The organism is Bacillus sp. UNC41MFS5, assembly GCF_000686805.1.
In genome coordinates this window covers 76,581-100,718 of the sequence record NZ_JMLP01000010.1, presented here as the reverse complement: position 1 = coordinate 100,718, position 24,138 = coordinate 76,581, and the positions used below count along the sequence as shown (strand labels likewise).

19 protein-coding genes and 1 pseudogene are annotated in these 24,138 nt (G+C 36.8%); 13 read left to right on the top strand and 7 right to left on the bottom strand.

Annotation, left to right across the window (positions count from 1 at the left end; all coding sequences use genetic code 11):
• Positions 1-57 precede the first annotated feature (57 nt).
• Positions 58-192 carry a protein YhfH gene (gene yhfH / locus BR30_RS35625; protein ID WP_081825336.1) on the bottom strand — a complete coding sequence of 45 codons (135 nt, stop codon included), beginning with the start codon at positions 190-192 and terminating at the stop codon, positions 58-60.
• 293 nt (positions 193-485) lie between these two features.
• On the opposite strand from yhfH, the gene BR30_RS0103235 reads away from it, so the two are divergent.
• Both BR30_RS0103235 and fdhF read left to right on the top strand, forming a co-directional pair.
• Positions 486-2,642 (top strand): PAS domain S-box protein, encoded by a 2,157-nt coding sequence (locus tag BR30_RS0103235; RefSeq protein ID WP_026563743.1) that lies wholly within the window; start codon positions 486-488, stop codon positions 2,640-2,642.
• A gap of 142 nt (positions 2,643-2,784) precedes the next feature.
• Positions 2,785-4,845: a formate dehydrogenase subunit alpha gene (gene fdhF, locus BR30_RS0103225; RefSeq protein ID WP_231507617.1), complete on the top strand. Its 2,061-nt coding sequence runs from the start codon at positions 2,785-2,787 to the stop codon at positions 4,843-4,845.
• A 262-nt stretch (positions 4,846-5,107) separates the two neighbouring features.
• Here the strand turns inward: fdhF and BR30_RS0103220 are convergent, their stop codons facing one another.
• Together BR30_RS0103220 and BR30_RS0103215 are read right to left on the bottom strand one after the other, a co-directional pair.
• The gene (locus BR30_RS0103220; protein WP_026563740.1) at positions 5,108-6,409 is read right to left on the bottom strand and encodes a NarK family nitrate/nitrite MFS transporter; all 1,302 of its coding nucleotides are present in this window, start codon (positions 6,407-6,409) and stop codon (positions 5,108-5,110) included.
• 226 nt (positions 6,410-6,635) lie between these two features.
• Positions 6,636-8,132, bottom strand: coding sequence for a nitrate/nitrite transporter (locus BR30_RS0103215; protein WP_026563739.1), 1,497 nt, complete (start codon positions 8,130-8,132; stop codon positions 6,636-6,638).
• Between the two features lie 197 nt (positions 8,133-8,329).
• Here BR30_RS0103215 and BR30_RS0103210 point away from each other — a divergent pair, with 197 nt between their 5' ends.
• Positions 8,330-9,478 carry an acyl-CoA dehydrogenase family protein gene (locus BR30_RS0103210; protein ID WP_026563738.1) on the top strand — a complete coding sequence of 383 codons (1,149 nt, stop codon included), beginning with the start codon at positions 8,330-8,332 and terminating at the stop codon, positions 9,476-9,478.
• A 63-nt stretch (positions 9,479-9,541) separates the two neighbouring features.
• Positions 9,542-9,703 carry a hypothetical protein gene (locus BR30_RS37225; protein WP_026563737.1) on the top strand — a complete coding sequence of 54 codons (162 nt, stop codon included), beginning with the start codon at positions 9,542-9,544 and terminating at the stop codon, positions 9,701-9,703.
• Between the two features lie 73 nt (positions 9,704-9,776).
• Here BR30_RS37225 and BR30_RS0103200 read toward each other — a convergent pair whose 3' ends face one another.
• A complete protein-coding gene (locus BR30_RS0103200) occupies positions 9,777-9,956 on the bottom strand; it encodes an H-type small acid-soluble spore protein (RefSeq protein WP_026563736.1) in 180 nt (59 codons plus the stop codon).
• Positions 9,957-10,042: 86 nt separating this feature from the next.
• A complete protein-coding gene (locus BR30_RS0103195) occupies positions 10,043-10,222 on the bottom strand; it encodes a hypothetical protein (protein WP_026563735.1) in 180 nt (59 codons plus the stop codon).
• 447 nt (positions 10,223-10,669) lie between these two features.
• Between BR30_RS0103195 and BR30_RS0103190 the strand changes: the two genes are divergently transcribed.
• From BR30_RS0103190 to BR30_RS0103180, 3 genes are all read left to right on the top strand, one after another.
• A complete protein-coding gene (locus BR30_RS0103190) occupies positions 10,670-12,619 on the top strand; it encodes a lipoteichoic acid synthase (RefSeq protein WP_026563734.1) in 1,950 nt (649 codons plus the stop codon).
• A gap of 86 nt (positions 12,620-12,705) precedes the next feature.
• Positions 12,706-13,599, top strand: a complete 894-nt coding sequence (locus BR30_RS0103185; protein WP_026563733.1) for a thermonuclease family protein — start codon at positions 12,706-12,708, stop codon at positions 13,597-13,599.
• A gap of 136 nt (positions 13,600-13,735) precedes the next feature.
• Positions 13,736-14,248: an HD domain-containing protein gene (locus BR30_RS0103180; protein WP_026563732.1), complete on the top strand. Its 513-nt coding sequence runs from the start codon at positions 13,736-13,738 to the stop codon at positions 14,246-14,248.
• Between the two features lie 39 nt (positions 14,249-14,287).
• Here BR30_RS0103180 and BR30_RS0103175 read toward each other — a convergent pair whose 3' ends face one another.
• Positions 14,288-14,764, bottom strand: coding sequence for a hypothetical protein (locus BR30_RS0103175; RefSeq protein WP_026563731.1), 477 nt, complete (start codon positions 14,762-14,764; stop codon positions 14,288-14,290).
• A gap of 197 nt (positions 14,765-14,961) precedes the next feature.
• Here BR30_RS0103175 and BR30_RS0103170 point away from each other — a divergent pair, with 197 nt between their 5' ends.
• The 3 genes from BR30_RS0103170 to BR30_RS38350 all read left to right on the top strand — a co-directional run bounded on the left by BR30_RS0103170 (position 14,962) and on the right by BR30_RS38350 (position 20,033).
• The gene (locus BR30_RS0103170) at positions 14,962-18,369 is read left to right on the top strand and encodes a hypothetical protein (protein WP_026563730.1); all 3,408 of its coding nucleotides are present in this window, start codon (positions 14,962-14,964) and stop codon (positions 18,367-18,369) included.
• 205 nt (positions 18,370-18,574) lie between these two features.
• Complete coding sequence (locus BR30_RS0103165; protein WP_026563729.1) at positions 18,575-19,735, top strand: cation:proton antiporter; 1,161 nt, start codon at positions 18,575-18,577, stop codon at positions 19,733-19,735.
• Positions 19,736-19,904: 169 nt separating this feature from the next.
• On the top strand, positions 19,905-20,033 hold the full coding sequence (locus BR30_RS38350) for a hypothetical protein (RefSeq protein WP_269320597.1): 129 nt from the start codon (positions 19,905-19,907) through the stop codon (positions 20,031-20,033).
• Between the two features lie 243 nt (positions 20,034-20,276).
• Here the strand turns inward: BR30_RS38350 and BR30_RS36460 are convergent.
• Positions 20,277-20,481, bottom strand: a pseudogene (locus tag BR30_RS36460) (IS5/IS1182 family transposase); the annotation flags it as partial.
• Between the two features lie 516 nt (positions 20,482-20,997).
• Here BR30_RS36460 and BR30_RS0103150 point away from each other — a divergent pair.
• The 3 genes from BR30_RS0103150 to BR30_RS0103140 all read left to right on the top strand — a co-directional run bounded on the left by BR30_RS0103150 (position 20,998) and on the right by BR30_RS0103140 (position 23,905).
• Entirely contained in the window at positions 20,998-21,996 is a 999-nt protein-coding gene (locus BR30_RS0103150; RefSeq protein WP_026563727.1) for an ABC transporter substrate-binding protein, read from the top strand.
• A 108-nt stretch (positions 21,997-22,104) separates the two neighbouring features.
• Positions 22,105-23,127 (top strand): ABC transporter permease, encoded by a 1,023-nt coding sequence (locus BR30_RS0103145; RefSeq protein ID WP_026563726.1) that lies wholly within the window; start codon positions 22,105-22,107, stop codon positions 23,125-23,127.
• Positions 23,111-23,905 carry an ABC transporter ATP-binding protein gene (locus BR30_RS0103140; RefSeq protein WP_026563725.1) on the top strand — a complete coding sequence of 265 codons (795 nt, stop codon included), beginning with the start codon at positions 23,111-23,113 and terminating at the stop codon, positions 23,903-23,905. Before BR30_RS0103145 ends, BR30_RS0103140 begins: the two co-directional genes overlap by 17 nt.
• Positions 23,906-24,138 lie beyond the last annotated feature (233 nt).

The window sequence follows — 24,138 nt, the reverse complement described above, 5'->3', positions numbered from 1 at the left end:
TCCTCACATGACATTTGAAATAACAAAAAAACTCTCCAAATTGGAGAGTTTTTCGAGCTATTCTTCTTTTTTGGCTAAACATTTTTCACATTCCATAAAATAGCTTTCTGCTTGTTCCTCCATGTGCTGACCACATTCTGAACATTGCTTCTTTGGTAAAGTACGGAAAAACTCAACTGGACTGATTAACATAATAAAACTCCCCCTTTATTAATACAGTTTATTAATATCGTTCTTGTTATAGTACAGTATAGACGAAATAAATTAAAATGTGTAGACTTTTTTTAAAAAAATCAGACTTTTTTAAAAATATAAGTCTTTTATCACATAAATGTTCATTCACCCATTTACTCATTCATGGATTGGTGATGTGAGGTTAAAATAATAGGAAACTGACGTTTCATGTGAATTTTATGCTTCCATAACAATTCTCTTTCCATTACAATCATAGTAGAAAAGCAATAGATATGGGGGGATGCTGGTAAATGAATACAGTTATAGGAACTTTTCAACCGTATTTCATCATAATTGCCATTGGTTTAACCATCATGGCATCATATACAGCATTAGATATGTTTACTTTAATAAAGTCTACAGAAAAAAATAAGCCGCATCTGTTCCTAGGTGGCACATTTTCAATTGGTATCGGGATTTGGATCATGAATTTTATTGGACTTATTTCCATAGATACAAACAGGTTTGCCAGTTATAATATTCCACTTACGATTTTGTCAATAATCATCGGGATAGCATTTACAGGAATGGCCTTCTTATCATTATTAGGAAAACGAATGACGTTTTATCATTTAATCTTAGGAAGTTTATTTCTAACGATGGCCGTATTTGCAATCCATCTAATCGGTTTATATGCCATGAATGTTGTTATAAAATATCACGTAATATTGCTTCTTTTTTCAGGGCTTTTAATCTTTGCTTCATTTTTCTTTTCTTTATGGATTATTTCTTCTTCGAAAAGTTTTACTCGAAATAACCAGGTTTGGTTAAAACCAATTAGTGCGATAATTATGTCCTTAGCCATTATTGAAGGTCATTTTATATTGAGGAGAGCTTTGAACACGTCATTAAGTGATAGTCTGAATGTGTCAAGTGCAGATAGTCCCTTTTTTATTTATTTGGTATTATTCTTAACTATTCTCATTATTGGAGGGCTAATTGTATCTAGTACATTAATTAGTAAACAATTAGTAACATCCGATGCAAACCTGAAGGACATTAAAGCTGCTCTCGATGCCTCGACCATTGTTGCTATAACAGACCCTCAAGGAAATATAATCTTTGTAAATGATAAGTTCGAAGAGATTTCCAAGTATACAAAAGATGAGATTATCGGTCAGAATCACCGGATATTAAATTCTGGTTACCATTCTAAAGAATTCTTCAAGGATTTATGGTCCACGATTCGATCAGGGAAGATTTGGCGCGGTGAAATCCGTAATAAAGCGAAAGATGGGTCTTTTTATTGGGTTGATACTACAATCGTTCCTTTCTTGAATAAAAAAGGAAAGCCTGTCCAATATATTGCGATTCGCTCAGATATTTCGGACAGAAAAAGGGCTGAAGGTCATCTGAAAGAAACGATTAAAGAGAATATTGATATTAAATTTGCTCTTGATCAATCCTCAATTGTTGCATTTACGGATGCAAAAGGAATTATCACCAGTGTCAATGAAAAATTCTGTGAGATTTCTAAATACAAACGGGAAGAAATACTTGGCAGAGATCATAATATTTTAAATTCAGGTTTCCATTCAAAAGAATTTTTCAAAGATCTTTGGAAGACAATTGGTTCTGGAAGAGTATGGAAGGGTGAAATAAGAAATAAAGCAAAGGATGGTACCTATTATTGGGTGGACACAACGATCGTTCCCTTTTCGAATGATCAAGGAAAGCCATACCAATATCTTGCCATCCGAAATGACATAACCGAACGGAAGAAAACAGAGGAAGTCCTGCATCGGCAGGATAAATTGGCTGCAGTTGGTCAATTAGCTGCGGGTGTTGCTCACGAAATTCGTAATCCCCTCACTTCAATGAAAGGGTACGCGGAATTTTTACAGCTAGATGAAAAGGACCCGGAGCGAATCGAGTTTTTGAGCATTATTCTCGATGAAATTGAACGAGTTAATACTATTGTTGAAGACTTTATGGTATTAGCAAAACCAAAAGCAGTTGAATTAGAAGAAAAGAATGTGGTTCCTGTGATAAAGAATGTTGTCTCATTGCTTGAATTTGAAGCAAGAAAGAAAAATGTCCGTTTAACTTTTGATTGCAATCAGGAGATTATTCAAATTGAATGTGATGAAAACCGTTTAAAACAGGTATTTTTAAATTTCATCAAAAATGGAATTGAAGCTATGCCAAACGGAGGAGAACTACATGTTAAAACAATCATCCACGATAATAATGTTCAAATTTCCATTCAAGATACAGGTGTGGGCATTTCCAAGGAGAAATTAAAGAAACTTGGCGAGCCCTTTTACACAACTAAGAAGAACGGAAACGGCTTAGGATTGATGGTGAGCTTCAAAATCATTGAAAGCCATAATGGGAAGGTCTTTGTGGAAAGCGAACTAAATAAAGGTACCACCTTTAATATCTTATTGCCTGCCAAAACTGCTTAAAAACGGGAGAACGATTCTCTCGTTTTTTTATTACTCAATTTTTCAAAAAATAGACACATATATTGTGAAAAAAGAATCTACAATTAAAATAAATAGATTATTATTATTATATAGTTACAAATGTTTTTATAGAGGAGTGAACATGTTGGGAGAATCTAATTTAGTCAAAACGATTTGCGGATATTGTGGAACGGGATGTGGCCTGGTCCTTGAAGTTCAAGATAACCGAATCATGAAAATCCGTGGTGACAAGGCAGCACCTGTCAATAAAGGACAAACATGTGTAAAAGGTGCATTTGCTTATGAATATGTACATGCTAAGAATAGATTAACATCCCCATTAATTCGTAAAGCTGGTAAGTTGGTTGAAACGACGTGGGATGAAGCCTATCAATACATTGCCACTAAATTATCAAGCATCAAATCATCATGGGGACCAAATGCAATTTCTATGTTTGCTTGTGCACGGAGTACAAATGAATCCAATTATATAACACAAAAATTCATGAGAACGGTCATTCACAGTAATAATATTGATGGCTGCAATCGAACCTGACACGCTCCTAGTGTTGCCGGTCTGGCAACTGTTTTTGGAAGCGGTTTCCCAACAAACACTCTGGAAGATTTTGAGCGGGCAGAAGTGCTGCTTCTGATGGGCTCGAATACGACAGAGGCACACCCAATTATCGCTAATCGAATCAAGAAGGCGGCAAAAGCCGGCCTGAAAATAATTGTCATTGATCCAAGAAAAATTGATATGGTGAAAGTTGCTCATCGTCATTTGCAAATAAATGTCGGTTCAGATATTGCACTGATTAATGCTTTCATTCGGATAATTCTGAAAGAAGGGTTATATAACCCTGAGTTTATCAAGCAATTTACGGTTGACTTTGAGAAACTTGAAAAACAAGTTGAACCGTATACTCCTGAATTTGCTGCAACCATTACTGGTTTGCAAGCAGAAGATATTGTCGCTACAGCTAGGGAGTATGCTTCAGCAAGCTGTTCAATGATTGCGTATACACTTGGTATTACGGAGCATCACTGTGGCGTTAATAATGTATTTGATATCGCCAACCTTGCATTATTAACTGGAAATATTGGAAAACCAGGAACAGGAATTATGCCACTAAGGGGACAAAACAATGTCCAAGGTGCAGGGGATATGGGATGCCTGCCTAACCAATTAGCTGGAGCAATGAGTTTAGCAAATGAAAAATTCCGTGCCCGTTATGAAAAGGAATGGAAAGTCGAATTAAACCCGCAGGCAGGCGATACACAAACTCGTACATTTGACCGCTTAGAAATGGGTGAACTAAAGGCTCTTTATATTATTGGTGAAAACCCTCTACTTGCCGATGTGCATATGAACCATACGAAAAAATTGATGGAAAAACTAGATTTGTTAGTTGTTCAAGACATTTTCATGACCGAAACAGCCAGAATGGCCGATGTTGTTTTACCAGCGCGTTCATGGGGAGAGGTAGATGGTACCTACACCAACACAGATCGAAGAATTCAAAGAGTCCGCAAAGCAATTGAGGCACATCCCAATGTGAAAGAGGATTGGGAAATCCTTTGTGAATTATCGACAATAATGGGTTATCCTATGACCTATAACAATAGTGAAGAAATTTGGGATGAAGTGAGGAAACTTGCTTGGGAGATGTATGGCGGCATATCTTACGAGCGGCTCGAAAAAGAGTACTGCATCCACTACCCATGTCCTGACGAAAATCATCCAGGAACTTTTATCATGCATGAGAGGTTCAATCAGCAAGAAGCACCAATGAAAAAATCACCATTTGTTCCGGTAGATTACACAGCTCCGTTAGAGTTACCAGATCATGACTATCCATTTACACTAACAACAGGCCGTCGCTATGAATCTTATAATACCCATTCTCAGACTCGTCATTATGCCTCTGGGGTAAAGGTGAAACAAACAGAAGAGACTCTAGATATCCATCCTGCTGATGCTGCCGTCCTTGGAATTATTGATGGAGAATTGGTCCGGGTTCGTTCACGAAGAGGGGAGCTTGAGGTGAAGGCTAAGGTTACAGAACAGGTGGTACCAGGTTTAGTCTTTATGAGTTTTCACTGGAGTGAAACACCAACGAATGTTTTAACATTAAATGAATACGACCCTATTTCAGGAACGGCGGAATACAAAGCATGTGCAGTGGCAATCGAAAAGGTATAAACAACTAATATTCTTCTTTTGGACGCAGTTTAATGACTGCGTTCTTTTTATTCAAAAGGCTGTGTTAAAGCTTATCGTTTATTTTGGCACCCTGTTGATTGGAGTGGAGGGCACGAAGACTCCTGCGGGAGGACGGGGCAGGGGAGACCCCGCAGGAGCGCAGAGACGAGGAGGCTCGCCGGACCGCCCGAGGAAAGCGAAGTGCCCGGAGCGGAAATCAACAGGCAACTTTAACAGAGCTATTAAAAAAAACAAGCCGGGATTACCCGACCTGCTGTGTAAGTGCTTTTGCTGCAGTTGCTTTTCTTTGATAAAAATACCAGTTAAGCGCAAAGGATATGACATAAAAACCGATAAAGAAGTAAAAGGCAGTAACCGGTGTGCCAGTAGCTTTAACAGACCATCCAAATAACTTTGGAATAAAGAATGAGCCATATGCTGCAAATGCTGCCGAGAATCCGATGACAGGTGCGGCTTCCTTAGGAATAAAAAGGTTTGGAATCATTTGGAATGTTGAACCTGAACCAATACCAGATGCAACGAAAAGAACTAAGAAAGATACTAAGAATCCAGCAAATTGTTTTCCATTTAGGAAGTAAATAACCCCCGCTGCACCAATGCCCATGATGACTAAAACATATGCAGTGACTTTAGCACCGCCAAGTTTGTCAGCCAACCAACCGCCTACAGGTCTTGCTGCCGCTGCCACTAAGGCTCCAAGGAACGCAAGTGAAATATGCTCAGGAAATTGTGATCTTAAAAGGAGCGGGAAGGCCGCTGAATAACCAATGAATGAACCAAAAGTTGCTACATAAAGAGCTGTCATTATCCATGTGTGTTTACGTTTAACGATGACAAATTGATCTGATACGGATTGTTTTGCACCAGGAACATTATCCATTTTAAACATAGCTAGGATTGTTAAAATTACAATTGGAATAACCCAGATAAATGCTGCATTTTGTAACCAAACTTTCTGACCATTTGCTAACACTTGATTGCCGCCAACTAGTGCAAAAGTTCCTGAAGTAACAATTAATGGTGTAACGAATTGAACCACAGATACCCCCATGTTACCTAAACCACCATTAATACCAAGTGCTGTTCCTTTTTCTTTTTTCGGAAAGAAAAAGCTTATATTCGCTGAAGAGGATGAGAAATTACCTCCGCCTAGACCACAAAGAGCTGCTAGAGTTAGCATGATTGAAAAGGGTGTCTCCGGATTCTGAACGGCAAATCCAATTCCAATCGCAGGAATCGCTAAGACTGCTGTGGATATGACGGTCCAGTTCTTACCGCCAATCGAGCCAACTGCGAATGTATAAACAAAACGTAGTGTTGCACCAACCAAGCCAGGAACAGCTGCAAGTGTAAAGAGTTGTTCTTCAGTAAAATGGAAGCCGATGTCGTTAAGTCTAACGGCAACCACGGACCAAATTTGCCAGACAATAAATGCGATCATTAATGATGGTACAGAAATCCATAAATTTCGACGTGCATGTTTTTTTCCTTCTGCTTTCCAGAACTTTTCATCTTCTGGGTTCCAGTAATTAATTCGGGCCATTATTTATTCCCCCTAAAGTGTTTTAAATTTTATTTTCAAAAGAATTTGTTGTTTATGTTATTACTATAAATCAGATGGTAACATGAATTTTGTGACGTACGTCACAAAAATGGTGAACGAACTGTGAACTCAAGGCGGATGACAAAAAGTTGTAATAATTTGATCCATAAGCATAGCAAAAGGAGACCTTCCACGGTGAAAGGTCTCCTTTTGCTGTTATGCTTATCTATGATTTTTCGTTATCCTCATAAAACATTCCTACATAGTTTTTAGTTTCTCCAACGTCATCTTTAATGGCTGTTATGGTTAGCCATTCTCTGTATATCTCATTATTTTTGCGTTTATTCCAAATGTACCCTTCCCAAACGCCATTGGTCTTTAGACTCTCCCACATTTGATTGTAAAATTCATTTCCATGTTCCCCGGATTGAAGTACACTCGGGGTTTTACCTACAACTTCGGCTTGACTATATCCGGTAATTTTCGTAAATGCAGGATTTACACTTTGAATGATTCCATGAACATCGGTTACACAAATGCCATCTAAGGCATGGTTAACAATCTTAGCAGAAATATCTAGTTTATCTTGGTAATACAGCCAAACAACAATAACTAGACTTGCTAATGAAAACTCAGAGAGGGACATAAACCCAATTGCATAATGTCCAGTCCAATTAAAGAGAATGGTAAGAATAACTGGAGGAAAAAAACCACCAAGCCCCCCCATGGCTGACACAATACCATTCACAATACCAGCTTGCTTGGAAAAATATAATGGGACTAGTTTAAATATCGCGCCATTTCCGATACCCGCAAAGAATGCAACCAATAAGCAGCCAAACGAATAGATTGGCAGCGATGGAGTAAACGACAATAGAAATCCTGCGAACGTTAAGCTAAAGAAAACAGCCATTAAAATAAGAAAAGGATTAATTTTATCGCCTAACCATCCCCCGATTGGTCTAAAAATGGTGGCCAAGGCAATAAAACCGGCTGTCCGGAGTCCTGCATCCACTTTATCCAATTCAAAGTGATTGACTAAGAACGATGGTAAATAAATGGTGAAGGCCACGAAGGAACCAAACGTGATAAAATAAAATAAACTTAGAAACCATAGTTTTGGATTTTTATATACCTCTTTGATTTGGTCAAATAAGGATATGTTAACTTTTCGTTCCTTTCTATCCCCAAATATAAAATTAAAGAGAGCAAAGAGAAGTACAACTAGCAGGTAGATTTTTATAGTGTTTCTCCAACCATATGCGGTAGCAAGAACAGGCGCGGAAAAAGAAGTGATTGCTGTTCCAATGTTACCTGCTCCGTATATTCCATTAATAAACCCGTGTTTTGATTTTTCATAATATTTAGGAAGGGAGGTTACACCAACAGAAAAAACAGCACCACCTATCCCAAGTAATAATCCGCCAATGATAAGCGTAAGCAAGGAATCAGCATAGCTTAACAATGCAATAGGAATAAGTAGTATTATGAAACTAATTGTAAATAAAAGACGAGCACCATAGCGATTCGTCCAATAGCCAAGCGGCACACGAAGCAGTGAGCCAAGGATCACAGGGACGGCTGTTGCCCATGCAATTTGTGAAGAAGTAAGTTGAATATCTGCTTTTATAAAAGGCATAAGTGATGATATAAGTACCCAAACCATAAAACCAGCAACAAGGCTTCCAGTTTGTATAAAAAGTTGTTTTGATCCTTGTTTCATAAAAATCCCCCTTTAATTCCCATGCCATTTTATTATTTCCTCAATCTTAAGTTATATATTAAGAAAGAAATGTGTTCAGTAGCATGGAAGATTTTTCTTCTTGTATTATAGAACAACAAGCATTTGACTTTCAGTGAGGTATGACACACATTTGACACAAACAAATTAATTTTTTAATTGAGTAGGAGAGATAGATGATGAATTTTCTTGAAAAACGAACATTGGATGAACGAATCGAACTTATGAGCAGCCTTTCGAAACAATTTAAATTGCGTGCACATCAAATAGACATAGAGGGCGGCTTTCCCTATGCAAATATACTGGACCTTAAAAATTCAGGATACACTACATTAACTGTACCCTCTAGGTATGGCGGTCAGGAAATAACACTTTATGAACTCATTCGACTTCAAGAAACGATAGCCGAGGGTGATGGGGCAACTGCTCTTTCCATCGGATGGCATATGGGTATTATCATGAATCTTAATGAAAAAAACTCATGGAAGGAGCCGGTCTTTAAGGAAATTTGTGAACAGGTGAATAAAGGTGCATTAATAAATAGTGCTCAAAGTGAACCGAAAACAGGTAGTCCTACTCGGGGTGGAAGACCGGAAACAACGGCGGAAAAGTGTAAGCATGGCTGGGTTATAAATGGAAGAAAAACGTTTACGACGATGTCTCCTGTCCTTGATTACTTTATCGTTAGTGCGACCATTAAAGAAACAGGTGAAGTGGCCAATTTTCTAATCCCTCGAACGTCAAAAGGGATAATAATTGAAGAAACATGGGACAGTATTGCTTTAAGAGGGACAGGCAGTCATGACTTAATACTTGAGGATTGTTTGGTCTCAGCTGAAAATCTTGTCGAAGAGTTTAGTTCCGCAGGAAAAAAAGTAAATGGATGGCTCTTACATATTCCAGCTTGCTATCTTGGCATAGCAAAAGCAGCCCAAAGATATGCAATTCAATTTGCAAAGGAGTATTCTCCTAATAGTATCGTAGGACCAATCATTGATTTACCAAATGTACAACAAAAACTGGGTGAAATAGAACTGAAGGTCATGCAATCCGAGTACTTTTTATATGGGGCTGCCAAACAGTGGGATGCATCAAACGATGAGGATAGAGAAAAAATGGGGGCACACTTAGGTGCAGCAAAATTAACAGTGACCAATTTGGCTATTGATATTGTTGACTTAGCCATGCGAATCGTGGGAGCAAAAAGTCTATCATTAAGTAATCCATTGCAACGATATTATCGGGACGTACGCGCAGGTCTTCATAATCCTCCAATGGATGACATGACTTTGCAATTATTAGCTAAGTACAGTATTAACAACAATTAACCAAAAGTTGGATAACTAATATTCCAACTAAATGGATAATTTAACTGTAAGGAGTGAGGAAACATGCCAAAAGGTAAAGAATTAGAACAACTCCCTAAGGCCAATATTGTGCCGGGAGCAGGAAATGATGCCAATAGGAATAACAGAGAGGTACTTGGTGGTATTGTCCAAGGAGAACAACCTCAATCAAGTGATATTGAAAAAGAGAATGAAGATATGGTGTAAGGCAGGAATCTCAATCCTGCCTTTTTATTATGGATAAATCAGAGGTTAGATAATTTCACATAATCCAATGGAATTATTCTTCCACTAATTCGCCAATATTAACATTGGATCGTTCTTCCAATGGCCCGCGTAAATGGACAGTTGCAGTCTGCCCATCTTCATGTAGTTGGTCAATCCATACAGATACACCATTATACTTGACCTCAATATCTGCGGATGACGATAAAATTTGTTTCACTCGATTAACATTCATTCTTTTCACTCCTAGTCATATTTTTTTGGTTTTGTTAAGGGTTTGCAATCGCTTTCTTCTATTATATATTGGGCAATTTTTCATTCCTAAGGGTAATCAATATGTACACCATTGATCGTACCTGGCTCATCAATATCTTCCATGCTATTGAGATAATGATTGAGTTCTACCTGCATTTCCTTCGGTGCACCAGGCTTTAAATGCCAATTTCCCGGTTCATCAACAAAATATGGGCTCTTTGTAAATTCAGGCCTTATTCGGGGCATAAGATTCTCCTTTGAAATTTTCTTCTGTCCTCTGTGTATATACTTTCCAATGTTTACATAGTTCATTCAAGTAAACATGGCTCCATTTTTGTAAAAGATAAGGCTAAATTCATATTGCTCCCACATCCATTCAGGTTTAATATATGTAGAAATGGTGACTTAATGGAACGTATCACGTAGTAAATAAAAATTTGAAACTAAAATAAAACATATTCGTCTTATATAATTGAGGACTCGAAAATAGTCATGTCCAACAAATAAATGACATAGAAATAGAAATGACCAATTTAAAACATGGCTAAAGTGTTAGCAAAGAATGTAGATTTATGTTGATAAGAATTGGAAGATCTAACATGATTTTTGTTTTTATTTTGAAAAGAAATGTGATATAGTAATTGAGGTTCGTTTACCGGAGCTTAATTGGTAAGTGAGGGGAGAAATTTTTAAATGAATAAAATTAGACTACCTGAAACAATAAAAAATAGTCATATTACATTTTTTGCAGCTGCAGTTGTTTTATTTTGGATTAAGACCTATGCAGCATATCAAATTGAATTTAACTTAGGTATTGAAAATAACCTGCAAAAGTTCCTACTTTTGATAAATCCTTTAAGTTCAGCACTATTCTTCTTTGGTATAGCACTGCTTTTTAAGAAGCATTCAAAGTTAATTATGATATTAATTAACTTCCTGTTATCATTCTTATTGTACGCGAATATTGCCTATTATCGCTTCTTTAATGATTTCATTACGGTGCCAGTGTTGATGCAAACCAAGACGAATGCTGGACAACTCGGTGACAGTGCACTTTCGTTAATGTCTCCTTTTGATATTTTTTATTTTACAGATATGTTTATTTTAATTGCATTAGCATTAACAGTCTTCAAAAAAGTAACGGTATCGAACAGAAAAACTTATAAAATTGTTCTATTATTTTCAATCACTACTTTTCTATTTAATCTAGGTTTAGCGGAAAAGGATCGTCCTCAACTGCTGTCACGTTCTTTTGACCGCAATTATTTAGTAAAATACCTTGGTGCGTACAACTTTACTATTTATGATGTTATTCAAAATATTAAGTCATCAAGTCAGCGTGCGTTGGCTGATAGCAGTGATATTACTGATGTTGAGAACTACCGTAAAGCAAATTATTCTGCCCCAAATCCAAAATACTTTGGTAAAGCTAAGGGTATGAACGTAATTTATATTTCAATGGAATCCTTTCAAAGTTTTATGATTAATTATAAAATGCCTAACGGACAAGAAGTAACACCATTTTTAAATTCATTGGCAAATGACAATAATACCTTCTATTTTGATAATTTCTATCATCAAACAGGTCAAGGAAAAACATCGGATGCCGAATTCTTAATGGAAAACTCACTTTATCCAATGGCACAAGGTGCGGTTTTTGTTAACAAAGCCCAAAACACCTATCAAGCAATGCCATCGATTTTAAAAGGACAAGGATATAGTTCCGCAGTCTTACATGGTAACTATAAAACATTCTGGAATCGAAATGTTATTTATAAAGCATTTGGATACGATAAATTCTTTGATGCAGAGTACTATAGCATGTCAGATGAAAATACAAAAAACTATGGAATGAAAGATAAGCCTTTCTTTAAGGAATCTATCCCATTACTTGAAAGCTTAAAGCAGCCGTTCTATACAAAGTTCATTTCATTGTCTAATCATTTCCCATTTGAAATGGATCCAGAGGATACAAATTTTCCTGCTGGTGATTATGGAGATACGGTTGTAAACCAATATTTCCAATCTGCAAACTATATGGATCAGGCGTTCGAGCAATTCTTTAATGATTTAAAAGCAAACGGTATGTATGATAATACCATTATTGTTATGTATGGTGACCATTACGGCATTTCTGAAAACCATAACGATGCAATGGCAAAGGTTATGGGTGTGGACGAAATCACTCCTGCAATCAATGCAAAATTACAACGTGTTCCATTATTTATTCATGTACCTGGTGTAAAAGGCGGTATTCAACATCAAGTTGGCGGGGAAGTCGATGTCCGTCCAACGGTTCTTCATTTATTAGGTATAGATACGAAAGATTATATGGAATTTGGTTCAGATTTACTTTCTAAACAACACCGTAATTGGGCATTATTTAGAAACGGTGATTTTGTAACATCAGATGCCATCCAGATTAATGAGAAATGCTATTCTTCTGCAACAGGTGAATTATTAGAGGATAGTACGACTTGTAAGGATGTAGATAGCAAAGTTAATATGGAACTTAATATGTCGGATGAGATTGTTTACAAAGACTTACTACGTTTCTATAAGCCAGAAGGTTATACACCAATTAACCCTAACGATTATGAATATTTAGGTCCAAAAGGTGACACTGAGACAACAGAAGAATAACACGGTTAAAGAGAGAAGAAGCGAAACCTTCTCTCTTTTTCTTTTGCTACAAAAATTATCGGAAATAACATTAAGGGGAACTTGCAATGAACAAGAGAATTTACCAATTAATCATTTCATTACTCGTCCTTATCCCTATCATTCTCACTGGGTGTACTGATAGCGAAACCTCAAAGGATAAGAATGAACCAAAACCAACCTCTATTATCAAGAATAAAGAAGTGAATACGAATGAAACGAGCGATGCTTCACCATCTCAATCTGAAGTTCCAGAGCAGAAAACTGCTAATAAGAAATTGCTTCCCGCTACTATTGTAAAGAATGTCGATGGGGATACCGTTGAGATTAATCTTAATGGGACGGTCGAAAAGGTCAGAATGCTCTGTGTGGATACACCAGAGACACACCATCCCCGCTTAGGTGTTCAACCATTTGGACCGGAAGCGTCTGAGTACACTAAGAAGATTCTCGCTGTCGGTACAAAAGTTGAAATAGAACCTGGAATTGGCGAAGGACGAGATAAATATGGTCGGTTACTTGCTTATATTTATGTAAATGGAAAAATGTTTAATGAAATGCTGCTTGAGGAAGGACTTGCACGAGTAGCCTATATCTATGCACCCAATACTCAATATGTTGATGAATTTTATGCGATCCAAAAGAAAGCACAAAAAAAGGGTATAGGCATTTGGTCCATTGAAAATTATGCCCTAGAGGATGGGTATAACACGGATAATACCAAGAGCGCAGGTGAAAAAGGGACAAATCCAAACACATCATCTGGAAATAATTATGAAAATAACCCAAATGATGATCAAGAAACTAACTTGGATTGTAAAGGGAAAATTAAAGGGAATGCAAATTCTCATATTTATCATGTACCTGGTGGTAGTTATTACAAATCCACCACAGACAATATCGTCTGGTTCTGTTCAGAAAAAGAAGCACAGGATCAAGGCTATCGGAAGTCGAAGCGTTAAAATAATTTGTTTAAAGGTAGCAGCAGGCATTTAAATGCTTGCTGCTATTTTTTATAAATAAAAAATAGCCATGTACCAATTGTTATCATATAATAAGAAAAATATATTATTTTAAAAAAGTTAGGAGAGGCTTCGCATGAGAGACGTTACCTTATTGAATATATTTGAACATCATATTGCCCAAAAATATTTGAATCGTTCAGGTCTTGCCCATGCGATTGCAGTTGCCTACCATGCCTTTCAATTAGGGAAGGAACATCAACTGGATGTAGACATTGCTGCAAAAGCAGGACTCCTCCATGACATGGGTCATTATACATGGTATAAAAATGGAAAATGGGATTATGACTTATACAAACAAAATGACATTCACCCAATCAAAGGGGCGGAAAGGGCCCATAAGCTCTTGATTCGCCTTGGTGAAAATCCAATCAAAGCAAAGTCAATCGCACTCGCCATTTTATTCCATACCGACTCATTTTTGCCATCTAATGATATTGTCCGGACACCATTACAACAAATTGTTAAATGGGCCGATGAAAAGGATGAAGAAGAAGGCGGTATGCATCATTATCGGACGATTGAATATGAACGAGCCAAACAAAGCATTATCCGCTTAGACGAATGGATCGACAAAGAAAGTATATAAAGTAAAGGCGGTGCAGATGCACCGCCTTGTTTCATTCATTTACTGCCTAGTAAAACCCTCTTCTTGTAAAAACATCTCAGCTTCCTCATAGGTATCAAAGGTTGCATCCAGGTTTAACCCGTAATAGATATTCCAGGATTCATTTTCTTCCACTAGAATTAGGACACTATTTTCACTATCTACCCAACGCTCCTCTTTTGAATCTCCAATAATCGCTTCTTCTGCAGCCGTTTTTTCGACTGGAGATAGGGATTGAATTGATTGTTTTAACAATTTACGGAGTTGGTCTTCGGAGTAATCACGGATATTGACCATTCCTTTTTCATCCGTATCATAATTGTCCAACTGTCCAGCATAAATAAATCCATTCCCGTTTGGGTGTAAGTGATAAACAATGTTTTTCTTATCTGAGACACTGCCTTCGAACTGAAAATTGACTCGTCCTAGTGAAACATTTTTTCTCTCCAATTCAGGAAATGATTCGATAATCGCTAATTTTTCATTATATGTAAGCATAGTTTCCTCCGTCTATTTAAGTAAATCCTCTTACATCATACAGATATTTTACCCAAACGTAAAATCTTTAAGAAAGAGATGCGAAGGATTACGTTTTTTTGAGAATATATTGGAAAATATTCATAAATGGTGTAAAATTACACTATAAAGAAAAATTTGGTATTATTTCCATTTTAGTATGATTGTGGGGAGATTTTATGGATTTGAATATACGAGAAGAGCAGCGGAAAATTTTTAGAAAAGAGTTATACACATTACGAGAGGAGGGGTACCTTTCTAATGCAATGGTCGACACAGTTGCAAGAGCACATCACCAATACCATCTAGATTTAATTGAAATGGAGACAAAAACTTCTGTAAATGAAAAAAGCAGGCAAGTCCATACTCCAGTAGCTAAAAAACCTGCGAAAGTGAAGAAGACACCAACACCAGAAGAGCTTCGTGAAAGGAATATTACGTGGTTATTAAACATCGGAGTAATCTTCTTACTAATCGGTGGCTTGTTTGTTGCAACAAGTAATTGGGAATCTATGACAAATTTCATGAAAAGTGGGTCCATTGCAATTGTTGCTATATTATTTTATGGAATTGCCTTTTTAACGAAAAAAGTATTGAAAATAGAAAAAACAGCTTTTGCCTTTACTGTCCTTGGAAGTTTGTTTTTACCAATATTTATTCTCTCATTGGGATGGTTTGGGCTTTTAGGATCCTATTTATCAATTACTGGGGAAGGGCGTTATTTACTCGGAATGCTGGGTAGCTTGCTTCCAGTCATTGTTTACTATTTATTTGCAAAAAGCTTAGCATCAAGATTATTTGTTTGGTTCGCTTTTGTTTCGGTATCTCTTGGGATGGCCTTTCTTTTAGCTAGTTTTCATCTGGAGATTGATTTCTTCTACTTGGGTATGATGATTTTCAATGCCATCTTTATTTTTGTTTATCATAAGTTAAAGAATAGGGAATCTATCAAACTTTTTACGAAGGAATTTATCCCTTATGTCCAAGTGAATCTTGTTTTGTGTACACTGTTTATGCTTTTTTTATTCGATAACAAGGTCTTATACAGCTTCAATTTGCTGTTAACAGCGATTATATATTTATCAATGATTTATGTAAGCGGCCGAAGGGAATATCATTTCATTTTTAGTATCATGATTGTTTATGGTGCTTATCAGTTAATTGAGCACAGCTTCCTGGATTCTTTTGGAGCGATAATCTATGCTCTGGTCGGATTTGGAATGGTCTTTGTTCCAAGGGCTTTGAATAACCAGTTTTCATTAAATAAAGCATTTCAATATACAAGTGCAATAATATCCGGTATGGCATTTATTTATATAAGTCTCGAAGGAATTCTCCTGCGTGCAGGGAATCCGTCGATTGTGCTTATGCTTGCTTATTTCATCATTGCAGTTAACTTTGTTTATTTGTCCCAGCACAGTTCAAGAAGGTTATATCCGTATTTAAGCGCGGTTTTTGCTGCCTCTAGCATTTATGAAATCATTGCATTAATAAGCCAGCCTTTTGATACAATAAATTTCTCTCTACAATTATTTATCACAGGTTTTATCCTATTTAGTGTGTTAGGTATTGGGCACCTTTCAAAGTATGTAAAGAACATTCAGACTGCCTCCAGAGATGTTGGTATGTCGGTCATGGTGATTGCTATGATGACGGCTATTTCGTTGTTATTATGGTGGGAATTAGGTGTTCTCTTATGCTTATTTATGGTTGCTGCCTATTTAGTTTATAAGAGAGAAGCAAGGATTTTCCTAAAGGAAGCCGCTGTATGGATTACTCCTAGTTTACTTGGTCTTTCCATCGCTGCTTTTGGAGAAGAAATGAATAGTAACTTTTCTTTATATCTTAAAGAATTTGGGTATGGAGCCAATTTTACTATTGCTGCCATCCTTGTATTATTATCAAGTTTTGTGTGGAGAGCAATAGGGGATAAGAGGTTGGAAAAAATCTCTTTGTATACATCCCATGCACATTATACTGTGGCCATTCTCCAAGCATTGTTTAATCAAATTAACCATGTCTGGGTTCAACCGCTTATTCTGTTAGTTGGGATTGGAATGTATTATTATTTGTATAAAAAGATTGGGACGAAGTGGGTTCCTTTTTTAGTAAGTATCGCTGCGCTGATTTCGTATTTTTCAATTATCCAAGCCATTATGCTGAACTTTACTTTAAGTCATACCATGAATTCCTTAATCACTTCTACGAGTGCAGTGATCATGCTGCTGATCGCCTATCTCTGCCGGAAAAATGATTTGAACATATCATTTGCTTTTGGTTGGGTAGGACACAGCATTTATCCACTGACGCTATTATTCACATGGTTCGCATTTCAGACAGACTCCATTTACAGCTTTATCTTTGCGTTGTTTGTCTATGCGATTAGCACAAAGTTGATGACAGTAGAATGGAAAATTAAAGCTTTTCTTTATGGTAGTTTTACTACCTTATTCTTTATAGTTTCAACAGGGTTCGATCAAATAATCAATCAATCTTTTGGAAACTATGATTTTGTGTTTACAAGTGCGCTACTATTCTTGTTTGCTTTCTTCGCAAAAGATGAATATAAAAAACGGACGGCTTATTATTTAGTCCCATTTTCAATAATGGGAATTGTGTTTACGTTGATTACTTATCCGTTTGATCTGCTGCCATATCTTGGTACGCTTGCCTATGCTTTAGGAACAGTGTTTTATTTGCATAAAATCCACTGGGATGTTCTAGGGATTGTTCCTTTATTTTTAGTATTTATTGGTACAATAGAATTCACTTATATGGGTGACGTAGGTGAAGTTGCTAAATTGCTAGTCACTGGAGGGGTAGGAATTGTTCTTTCGATGATAGGACAATTGGTTTACAAACAGCTAGTTGAATATGCACCAAAAATTCAGCAAATAAAAATAGACGGTTTTACGCTGGTTTCATTCATGTTTTTCGGTCTTATGTATTTGTTCGAGGATCCATTTATTTGGAGTCATGCAATGCCGGGCATGCTGATCGCAATTTCATTTTTACTGCAAAGAAAAAGAGTACCTGAAAGGTTATCTGTCCTAATGACCATACTTGGCGGAGCCTATTTATTACAACCATACTATTCAATCATGGCTAAGCTAAATATTCCGCCATTATGGGAGCGGGAAGTAATTGTTCTTCCCTTTATTATTCTGATCATTTTCATTCGCAGTTGTTTGAAGGGGCGATATGCGGAGGTTACGAAAGCTGTTCAATGGGGAGTCCTACTCATCGTTTCATTATTATTAATTCAAGATGGCTTGGCGAGCAACACAATTTATGATGCAATCATTGTCGGGACGCTTTCCATGTTGTCGTTGTTGGCTGGAATGTTCTTACAAATAAAATCATATTTCTTTGTAGGAGCTGGCGTTTTATTATTAAACGTATTCCTGCAAACAAGACCGTACTGGGGGAATATGCCGTGGTGGTTCTATTTATTAATTGCCGGACTCTTCTTAATTACGGTTGCCAGCTTTAATGAATGGAATAAGCAAAAAGTGAATAAAGGAGAAACCACCTTTATTATGGTCCTAAAGGAAAAAGTAATTGGTACAATGAAAAAGTGGCATTAAAGGAAGAATCACGTGTTTCGACTATATTTGATTGAAGGTTAATATAAGTAATGTTATAATAGGATTAATAAAATATCTGTTGTATCTGGAGGAGCCTGTCACCAAGGGACTACTATGTCCCTTAGTTGACGGGCTTTTTTGTATATTCAAAAAGGGTCTGTTAAAACACAGACCCTTTTATTTTTTTTAAAGGAGTAGTGATTGGATGGAATTAATTTTAGAATTAGCCATTATTTTATTTGCCTCAAAGATTGCTGGGGATATTAGTGTTAAATTAGGCCAGCCATCAGTTTTAGGAAAGTTATTAATTGGGGTTATTATCGGACCTGCCGTTTTGGGGCTAATTTCAGAAACGAAAACCTTGGCAGACCTAAGCCAAATTGGTGTGATCTTATTAATGTTTATCGCAGGGCTGGAGACTGATATCCATGAATTTAGACGGACTTGGAAGGCATCAACTTTTGTAGGGATCAGCGGAATCATTGTTCCTTTATTGGCAGGTTTTCTGTCAGGGGTTTTGCTGAATATGACAACCATCGAAGCATTATTTTTAGGATTATTACTTTCCGCAACTAGTGTTAGTATTTCAGTTCAAGCACTGAAAGAGTTAAATAAGATTCAATCTAAAGAAGGGACAACAATTTTAGGTGCAGCGGTCATTGATGATGTTCTTGTGATCATTGCTTTAGCCTTCCTCATGAGTATGGCTGGAGACGAAGTAAATTTAAGCATGATGATTATAAAAAAGGTCCTCTTTTTCTCGGGTGCTATTTTAGTAGCTTGGAAGATTGTTCCATGGCTATTAAAGAAATTTGCCCCATTAAAGGTCACAGAATCGCTTGTTACGGGTGCATTAATTATTTGTTTTCTGTTTGTTTATGCAGCGGAATTAACAGGTGTTGCGGGTATTATTGGTGCCTATATCGCTGGGGTTGCTATTAGTCAGACAAATTATAAAAATGAAATATTTAAGAAAGTGGAGACCATTAGTTATTCTATTTTCGTGCCTGTATTTTTCACTTCGATTGGTTTGTCAGTAAGTTTTGATGGAATCTCTCAACATCTGGGTCTTATGTTGGGCCTTAGTATCCTTGCTATTTTAACCAAGTTAATTGGTGCAGCTGCGGGAGCAAAAATGGCACGCTTTTCTTGGAAGAATTCCCTTGGAATTGGTGCAGCCATGGTTTCACGTGGAGAGGTTGCGTTAATTATTGCCACAATTGGTTTAGAAACTAACTTAATCACCGAGGAACTTTTTGCCGTATTAGTGGTAGTTGTGCTAGTGACAACCATTGTTACACCACCGATGATGAAGTACTTTTTCAACCAAGGTGATAAACGAACAACGTTGGAAAACACCGCATGATATAATTTGAACTTAGTGAAAAATATCATACTTTCACTAGCTATCTACAGTATGTATTAGCCCTTTTTTTATATTTTTTGAGATTAATTGAGAAGGTACCCCCATTATTTGAATGAAATAGTCGAATGATTTATCAAACAATAACAAACTAGCATTCAGGAGGTTAGAAATGGGTACTGTACTAATCGATATCGACAAATTACTAGAAGCAACGTCAAATCTAACATCTGAGAAAAATAATAATATCGTTAAAAAAGTTGAAATTGACCTTTTACTTGAAAATACCCGAGATTGGTAGAATAGTATTATTGAAAAGATAATTCTTAGAATGCCTCCATTTTATATGGAGGCATTCAGTTTGTCGAGAAAGGGGTTTTCTCGGCAGATTTTTATTTTGTCTTAAGCAAAAAACGATTAATATTATAAGTTGCTCATGAAACTGGGCCTGTTGATTTCCGCTCCAATCAACAGGGGCCAAATCAACCCAAAGAATTGCAACACACATTTTTCCAAACTTGCAAATGTGTTGCAATCTTTTTATTCTGTCCTCTTCAATTGCCTTATTAAGTTCTTCAAAGTATTCACGAGTCTCTACTTCAACCACTTCTTTTGTGAACTTATGCATATTATCATTGACCTTTAAGTAAGTATAGTCCGTTAATAATTCCCGACCACCGACCTTTCTGTGATTCTTTCATTGCTTGAAGCACATTCTCATCAAAGATTTCCTGAAAGATATTGGAATCCAAGGGAGAACTTTTTCAAGAAGAAATGAAAATTCATATATTTATCAATCAAACTAAGAAGCTGATCGGCGGAAACTAATTCATCGATAGAAACAAGTTCATATTCACTTTGTCTAGAATCTTTTGGCTTAAATAATCATTTCACCACGTCTTCATAATATTATTAGTTGAGTTAAGGGTCTTTATTGAAAACACTCTGTTGAAAAGATATACAATATAATTATATTAAACAAATTAACGCGGTGAATTGTTAAAGAAATTGAAATAAAAAAGGCTGTCCAAAGTTTTTCGATATCCTGAAAATGCCTCCACTTAAAATGGAGGCATTTTTATTTTTTAGCAGAAAATATAGGTTATTTACCATGGGAATTATGGATTTACAATTATGTTGCTTTAAAGCGAAAAAATATTTTTACGATAACTATTGATTTTCTTTCAAAAAAATACTAGAATAATTTTTAATATATTTAATTTTTTGAAAATTAATATTTTCGTATTTGAGGGGGATTTAGCTAGATGAAGAAAAAAGGAAAAGTATTTTCGATTGCTTTAGCAGGAATGATGCTGCTTGCAGGGTGTGGAAGTAAAGAATCCGCAGGCGGAACTGAAAAAGGTGGAGAAGATAAGGAATTCAAAGTGGGTATTACCCAATTTGCACCACACCCATCTTTAGATGCAGCGACAGAGGGCTTTAAAAAGGCCTTAAAAGATAAAGGAATTAAAGTTAGCTATGATGAACAAAACGCTCAAGCAGACATGAACAACACGCAAACAATTGCGAATAATTTTGTCGGGGATAAAGTCGATTTAATCTTTGCAAATGCTACTCCGAGTGCAACAGCTGCTTTGAATGCCACCAAAGATATTCCGATTATCTTCACATCGGTGACAGACCCAGTGGGTGCTGGATTGGTTGAGGCCTTTGATAAACCTGGTAAGAATATTACCGGAACAACCGATAACCATCCAGAGGCAACGAAAAAGACCATCAGCTTTATTACGGACGAAGTGAAAGCGAAAAATGTTGGGGTCATCTATAACTCTGGTGAACAAAATTCAGTTGTTCAGGTGGAAGAAGTTGAAAAGATTGTCAAAGAGAAGGGTGCTAAACTTGTAAAAGTTTCAGTTTCAACTACTGCAGAAGTAAAGCAAGCTTCGGAATCGTTAGTTGGACGTGTAGATGCAATCTATATTCCTACTGATAATACCGTTGTTACAGCACTTGATTCAGTTATTGCCGTTGCTAACAGCAAGAAAATCCCGTTGTTTGTTGGTGAACTTGATTCCATGAAAAAAGGCGCGGTTGCTGCCAGTGGATTTAGTTATTTCGATCTTGGCTATCAATCTGGTGTTATGGCAGCTGACATTTTAAGCGGCAAAAAGAAAGCATCTGAAATCCCTGTCGAGCTTCCTAACAGCTTAAAGCTTGTTATTAACAAGAAGGCTGCTGAAGCTCAAGGTTTAACAGTCAATGATGCTTGGAGTAGTTTAGGTGAGTTCTACGAAGGTAAATAAATGATATTTTTCAAGGAGGAGCCTTCATTTAGAAGGCTGCCTCTTTGTCACTACATAAAATATTGCATCTAATTCGGATGCTTTATGATAATAGAAAGGATGATCTCAATGTTTACAGCCATATTTGGATCATTTGAAGCAGGTATCATCTACGCGATTATGGCACTGGGCGTCTATCTTTCCTTTCGTATTCTGGATTTTCCAGATTTAACGGTTGATGGGAGTTTTGTCACTGGAGCAGCGATTTCAGCGGTTATGATTGCGAATGGTACCGATCCATTTTTAGCTACAATTATGGCACTATTTGCAGGTTTTGCAGCAGGATGTTTGACGGGACTTCTGCACACATTTGGAAAGATTAATAACTTGCTTTCCGGTATTTTAATGATGATTGCACTTTATTCAATAAATCTGAGAATTATGGGGCGTTCCAATATCCCTTTATTAAATACAGATACAGCTTTTACGAAAATCAGTGGATTTTTTGAAAAGACAGGAATTGATTCTTTCTTCAATAATATTCTTTCCATGGTCGGTCTCGGTGATAGCCTGCCGGAAACATGGGGAATTCTCCTTTTTATGATTATCGTTACATTTGTGATTAAATTCCTGACGGATTTGTTCCTAAGGACGGAAATTGGTCTAGCTGTTAGAGCAACAGGAGATAATAAACGAATGATTCGCAGCCTTTCTGCTAATACCAATCTTCTTGTAGTGTTTGGCTTAGGTTTATCTAATGCATTAGTAGCATTTTCGGGTGCTCTGATTGCCCAGCAAGGTGGATTTGCAGACGTAGGTATGGGAATTGGGATGATTGTCATTGGTCTTGCTTCCGTTATTATCGGTGAAGCCCTATTTGGTACAAAAACAATCGCTCGGACAACTCTTGCTGTGATTGGCGGTTCCATCATTTATCGAATCGTCGTAACGTTAGCCTTACGTGTAGATTTCTTAGACCCAGGTGATATGAAGCTGATTACTGCACTTATTGTTATTATTGCTCTTACTGCTCCCAAAATCATTGAAGGTTCTAAAGAGAAAAAGCGGAAAGCACGACGAAGATCAGAGCGAAGGAATATCATCCAGGCGAATGCGGAAGTGAAGGGGGACAATCATGCTACACTTAAATGAAATTCATAAGATTTTTAATGAAGGGACTCCGGATGAAAAAATCGCTATCGATCATGTGAATCTGATCCTTCAGCCTGGTGATTTTGTCACTGTCATTGGAAGTAACGGTGCAGGAAAATCAACATTAATGAATATCATTTCCGGTGTATTAATCCCAGATGTCGGTGAAGTTCATATTAACGGGAAAAATGTTACCAATATGTCTGAGTACAAGCGGTCAAAAATGATTGGACGTGTCTTTCAGGACCCAATGGCAGGAACGGCTCCAAGTATGACAATTGAGGAAAATCTCGCGATGGCATACTCACGCAACAAAATGAGAACCCTTCGCCAAGGGGTAACAAAAAAGCGGCGTGATTATTTTCGTGAGGTATTGGAATCATTGCATTTAGGACTCGAAAATCGACTTAGTGCAAAGGTGGGGCTATTATCAGGTGGAGAACGCCAAGCATTATCCTTATTAATGGCAACCTTCACAGAGCCATCAATCCTCCTTCTTGATGAGCACACAGCGGCACTTGATCCATCAAGAGCGGAATTAATTACAAATTTGACGAGAGAAATCGTCGACAAATACAAACTGACCACATTAATGGTCACACATAATATGCAGCAAGCGATTGATTTAGGAAATCGTTTAATTATGATGGACAAGGGCCAGATTATTTTAGAGGTCAGTGAGGAAAATAAGAAACAGCTTACAATCGAAAGTTTATTAACGGAGTTTAAACGGATCCGTGGTGAACATATGGCTAGCGATCGGGCGATTCTTTCCTAATCGAAAAAAATTTTTTAAATGTCTATTATTCTAATGAATAATATTTCCAAAATGATTAAAGTAGAAACTTCCCGAAACGGGTAAGTTTCTTTTTGTGTTTTCGGGAAATAACTCAAAAATTATCCTGATTTCTTTAGCACCAAAAAGCGTTATTGCTTTACACCCTATCCTTGAAAGGACAAGATTCTTTGAATTAGAATTAATTCTGAATATTATTATATTTAGTTAATGGG

Coding starts and splice junctions, on each gene's coding strand:
- BR30_RS0103235 (WP_026563743.1), top strand. CDS start 486: ATGAATACAGTTATAGGAACTTTTCAACCGTATTTCATCATAATTGCC.
- BR30_RS0103200 (WP_026563736.1), bottom strand. CDS start 9,956: ATGAATGTTAATCGAGTGAAACAAATTTTATCGTCATCCGCAGATATT.
- BR30_RS0103165 (WP_026563729.1), top strand. CDS start 18,575: ATGGAATTAATTTTAGAATTAGCCATTATTTTATTTGCCTCAAAGATT.
- BR30_RS0103145 (WP_026563726.1), top strand. CDS start 22,105: ATGTTTACAGCCATATTTGGATCATTTGAAGCAGGTATCATCTACGCG.
- BR30_RS0103215 (WP_026563739.1), bottom strand. CDS start 8,132: ATGAAACAAGGATCAAAACAACTTTTTATACAAACTGGAAGCCTTGTT.
- yhfH (WP_081825336.1), bottom strand. CDS start 192: ATGTTAATCAGTCCAGTTGAGTTTTTCCGTACTTTACCAAAGAAGCAA.
- BR30_RS0103210 (WP_026563738.1), top strand. CDS start 8,330: ATGAATTTTCTTGAAAAACGAACATTGGATGAACGAATCGAACTTATG.
- BR30_RS0103150 (WP_026563727.1), top strand. CDS start 20,998: ATGAAGAAAAAAGGAAAAGTATTTTCGATTGCTTTAGCAGGAATGATG.
- BR30_RS0103220 (WP_026563740.1), bottom strand. CDS start 6,409: ATGGCCCGAATTAATTACTGGAACCCAGAAGATGAAAAGTTCTGGAAA.
- BR30_RS37225 (WP_026563737.1), top strand. CDS start 9,542: ATGCCAAAAGGTAAAGAATTAGAACAACTCCCTAAGGCCAATATTGTG.
- BR30_RS0103140 (WP_026563725.1), top strand. CDS start 23,111: ATGCTACACTTAAATGAAATTCATAAGATTTTTAATGAAGGGACTCCG.
- BR30_RS0103195 (WP_026563735.1), bottom strand. CDS start 10,222: ATGCCCCGAATAAGGCCTGAATTTACAAAGAGCCCATATTTTGTTGAT.
- BR30_RS0103170 (WP_026563730.1), top strand. CDS start 14,962: ATGGATTTGAATATACGAGAAGAGCAGCGGAAAATTTTTAGAAAAGAG.
- BR30_RS38350 (WP_269320597.1), top strand. CDS start 19,905: ATGGGTACTGTACTAATCGATATCGACAAATTACTAGAAGCAACGTCA.
- BR30_RS0103190 (WP_026563734.1), top strand. CDS start 10,670: ATGAATAAAATTAGACTACCTGAAACAATAAAAAATAGTCATATTACA.
- BR30_RS0103185 (WP_026563733.1), top strand. CDS start 12,706: ATGAACAAGAGAATTTACCAATTAATCATTTCATTACTCGTCCTTATC.
- BR30_RS0103175 (WP_026563731.1), bottom strand. CDS start 14,764: ATGCTTACATATAATGAAAAATTAGCGATTATCGAATCATTTCCTGAA.
- BR30_RS0103180 (WP_026563732.1), top strand. CDS start 13,736: ATGAGAGACGTTACCTTATTGAATATATTTGAACATCATATTGCCCAA.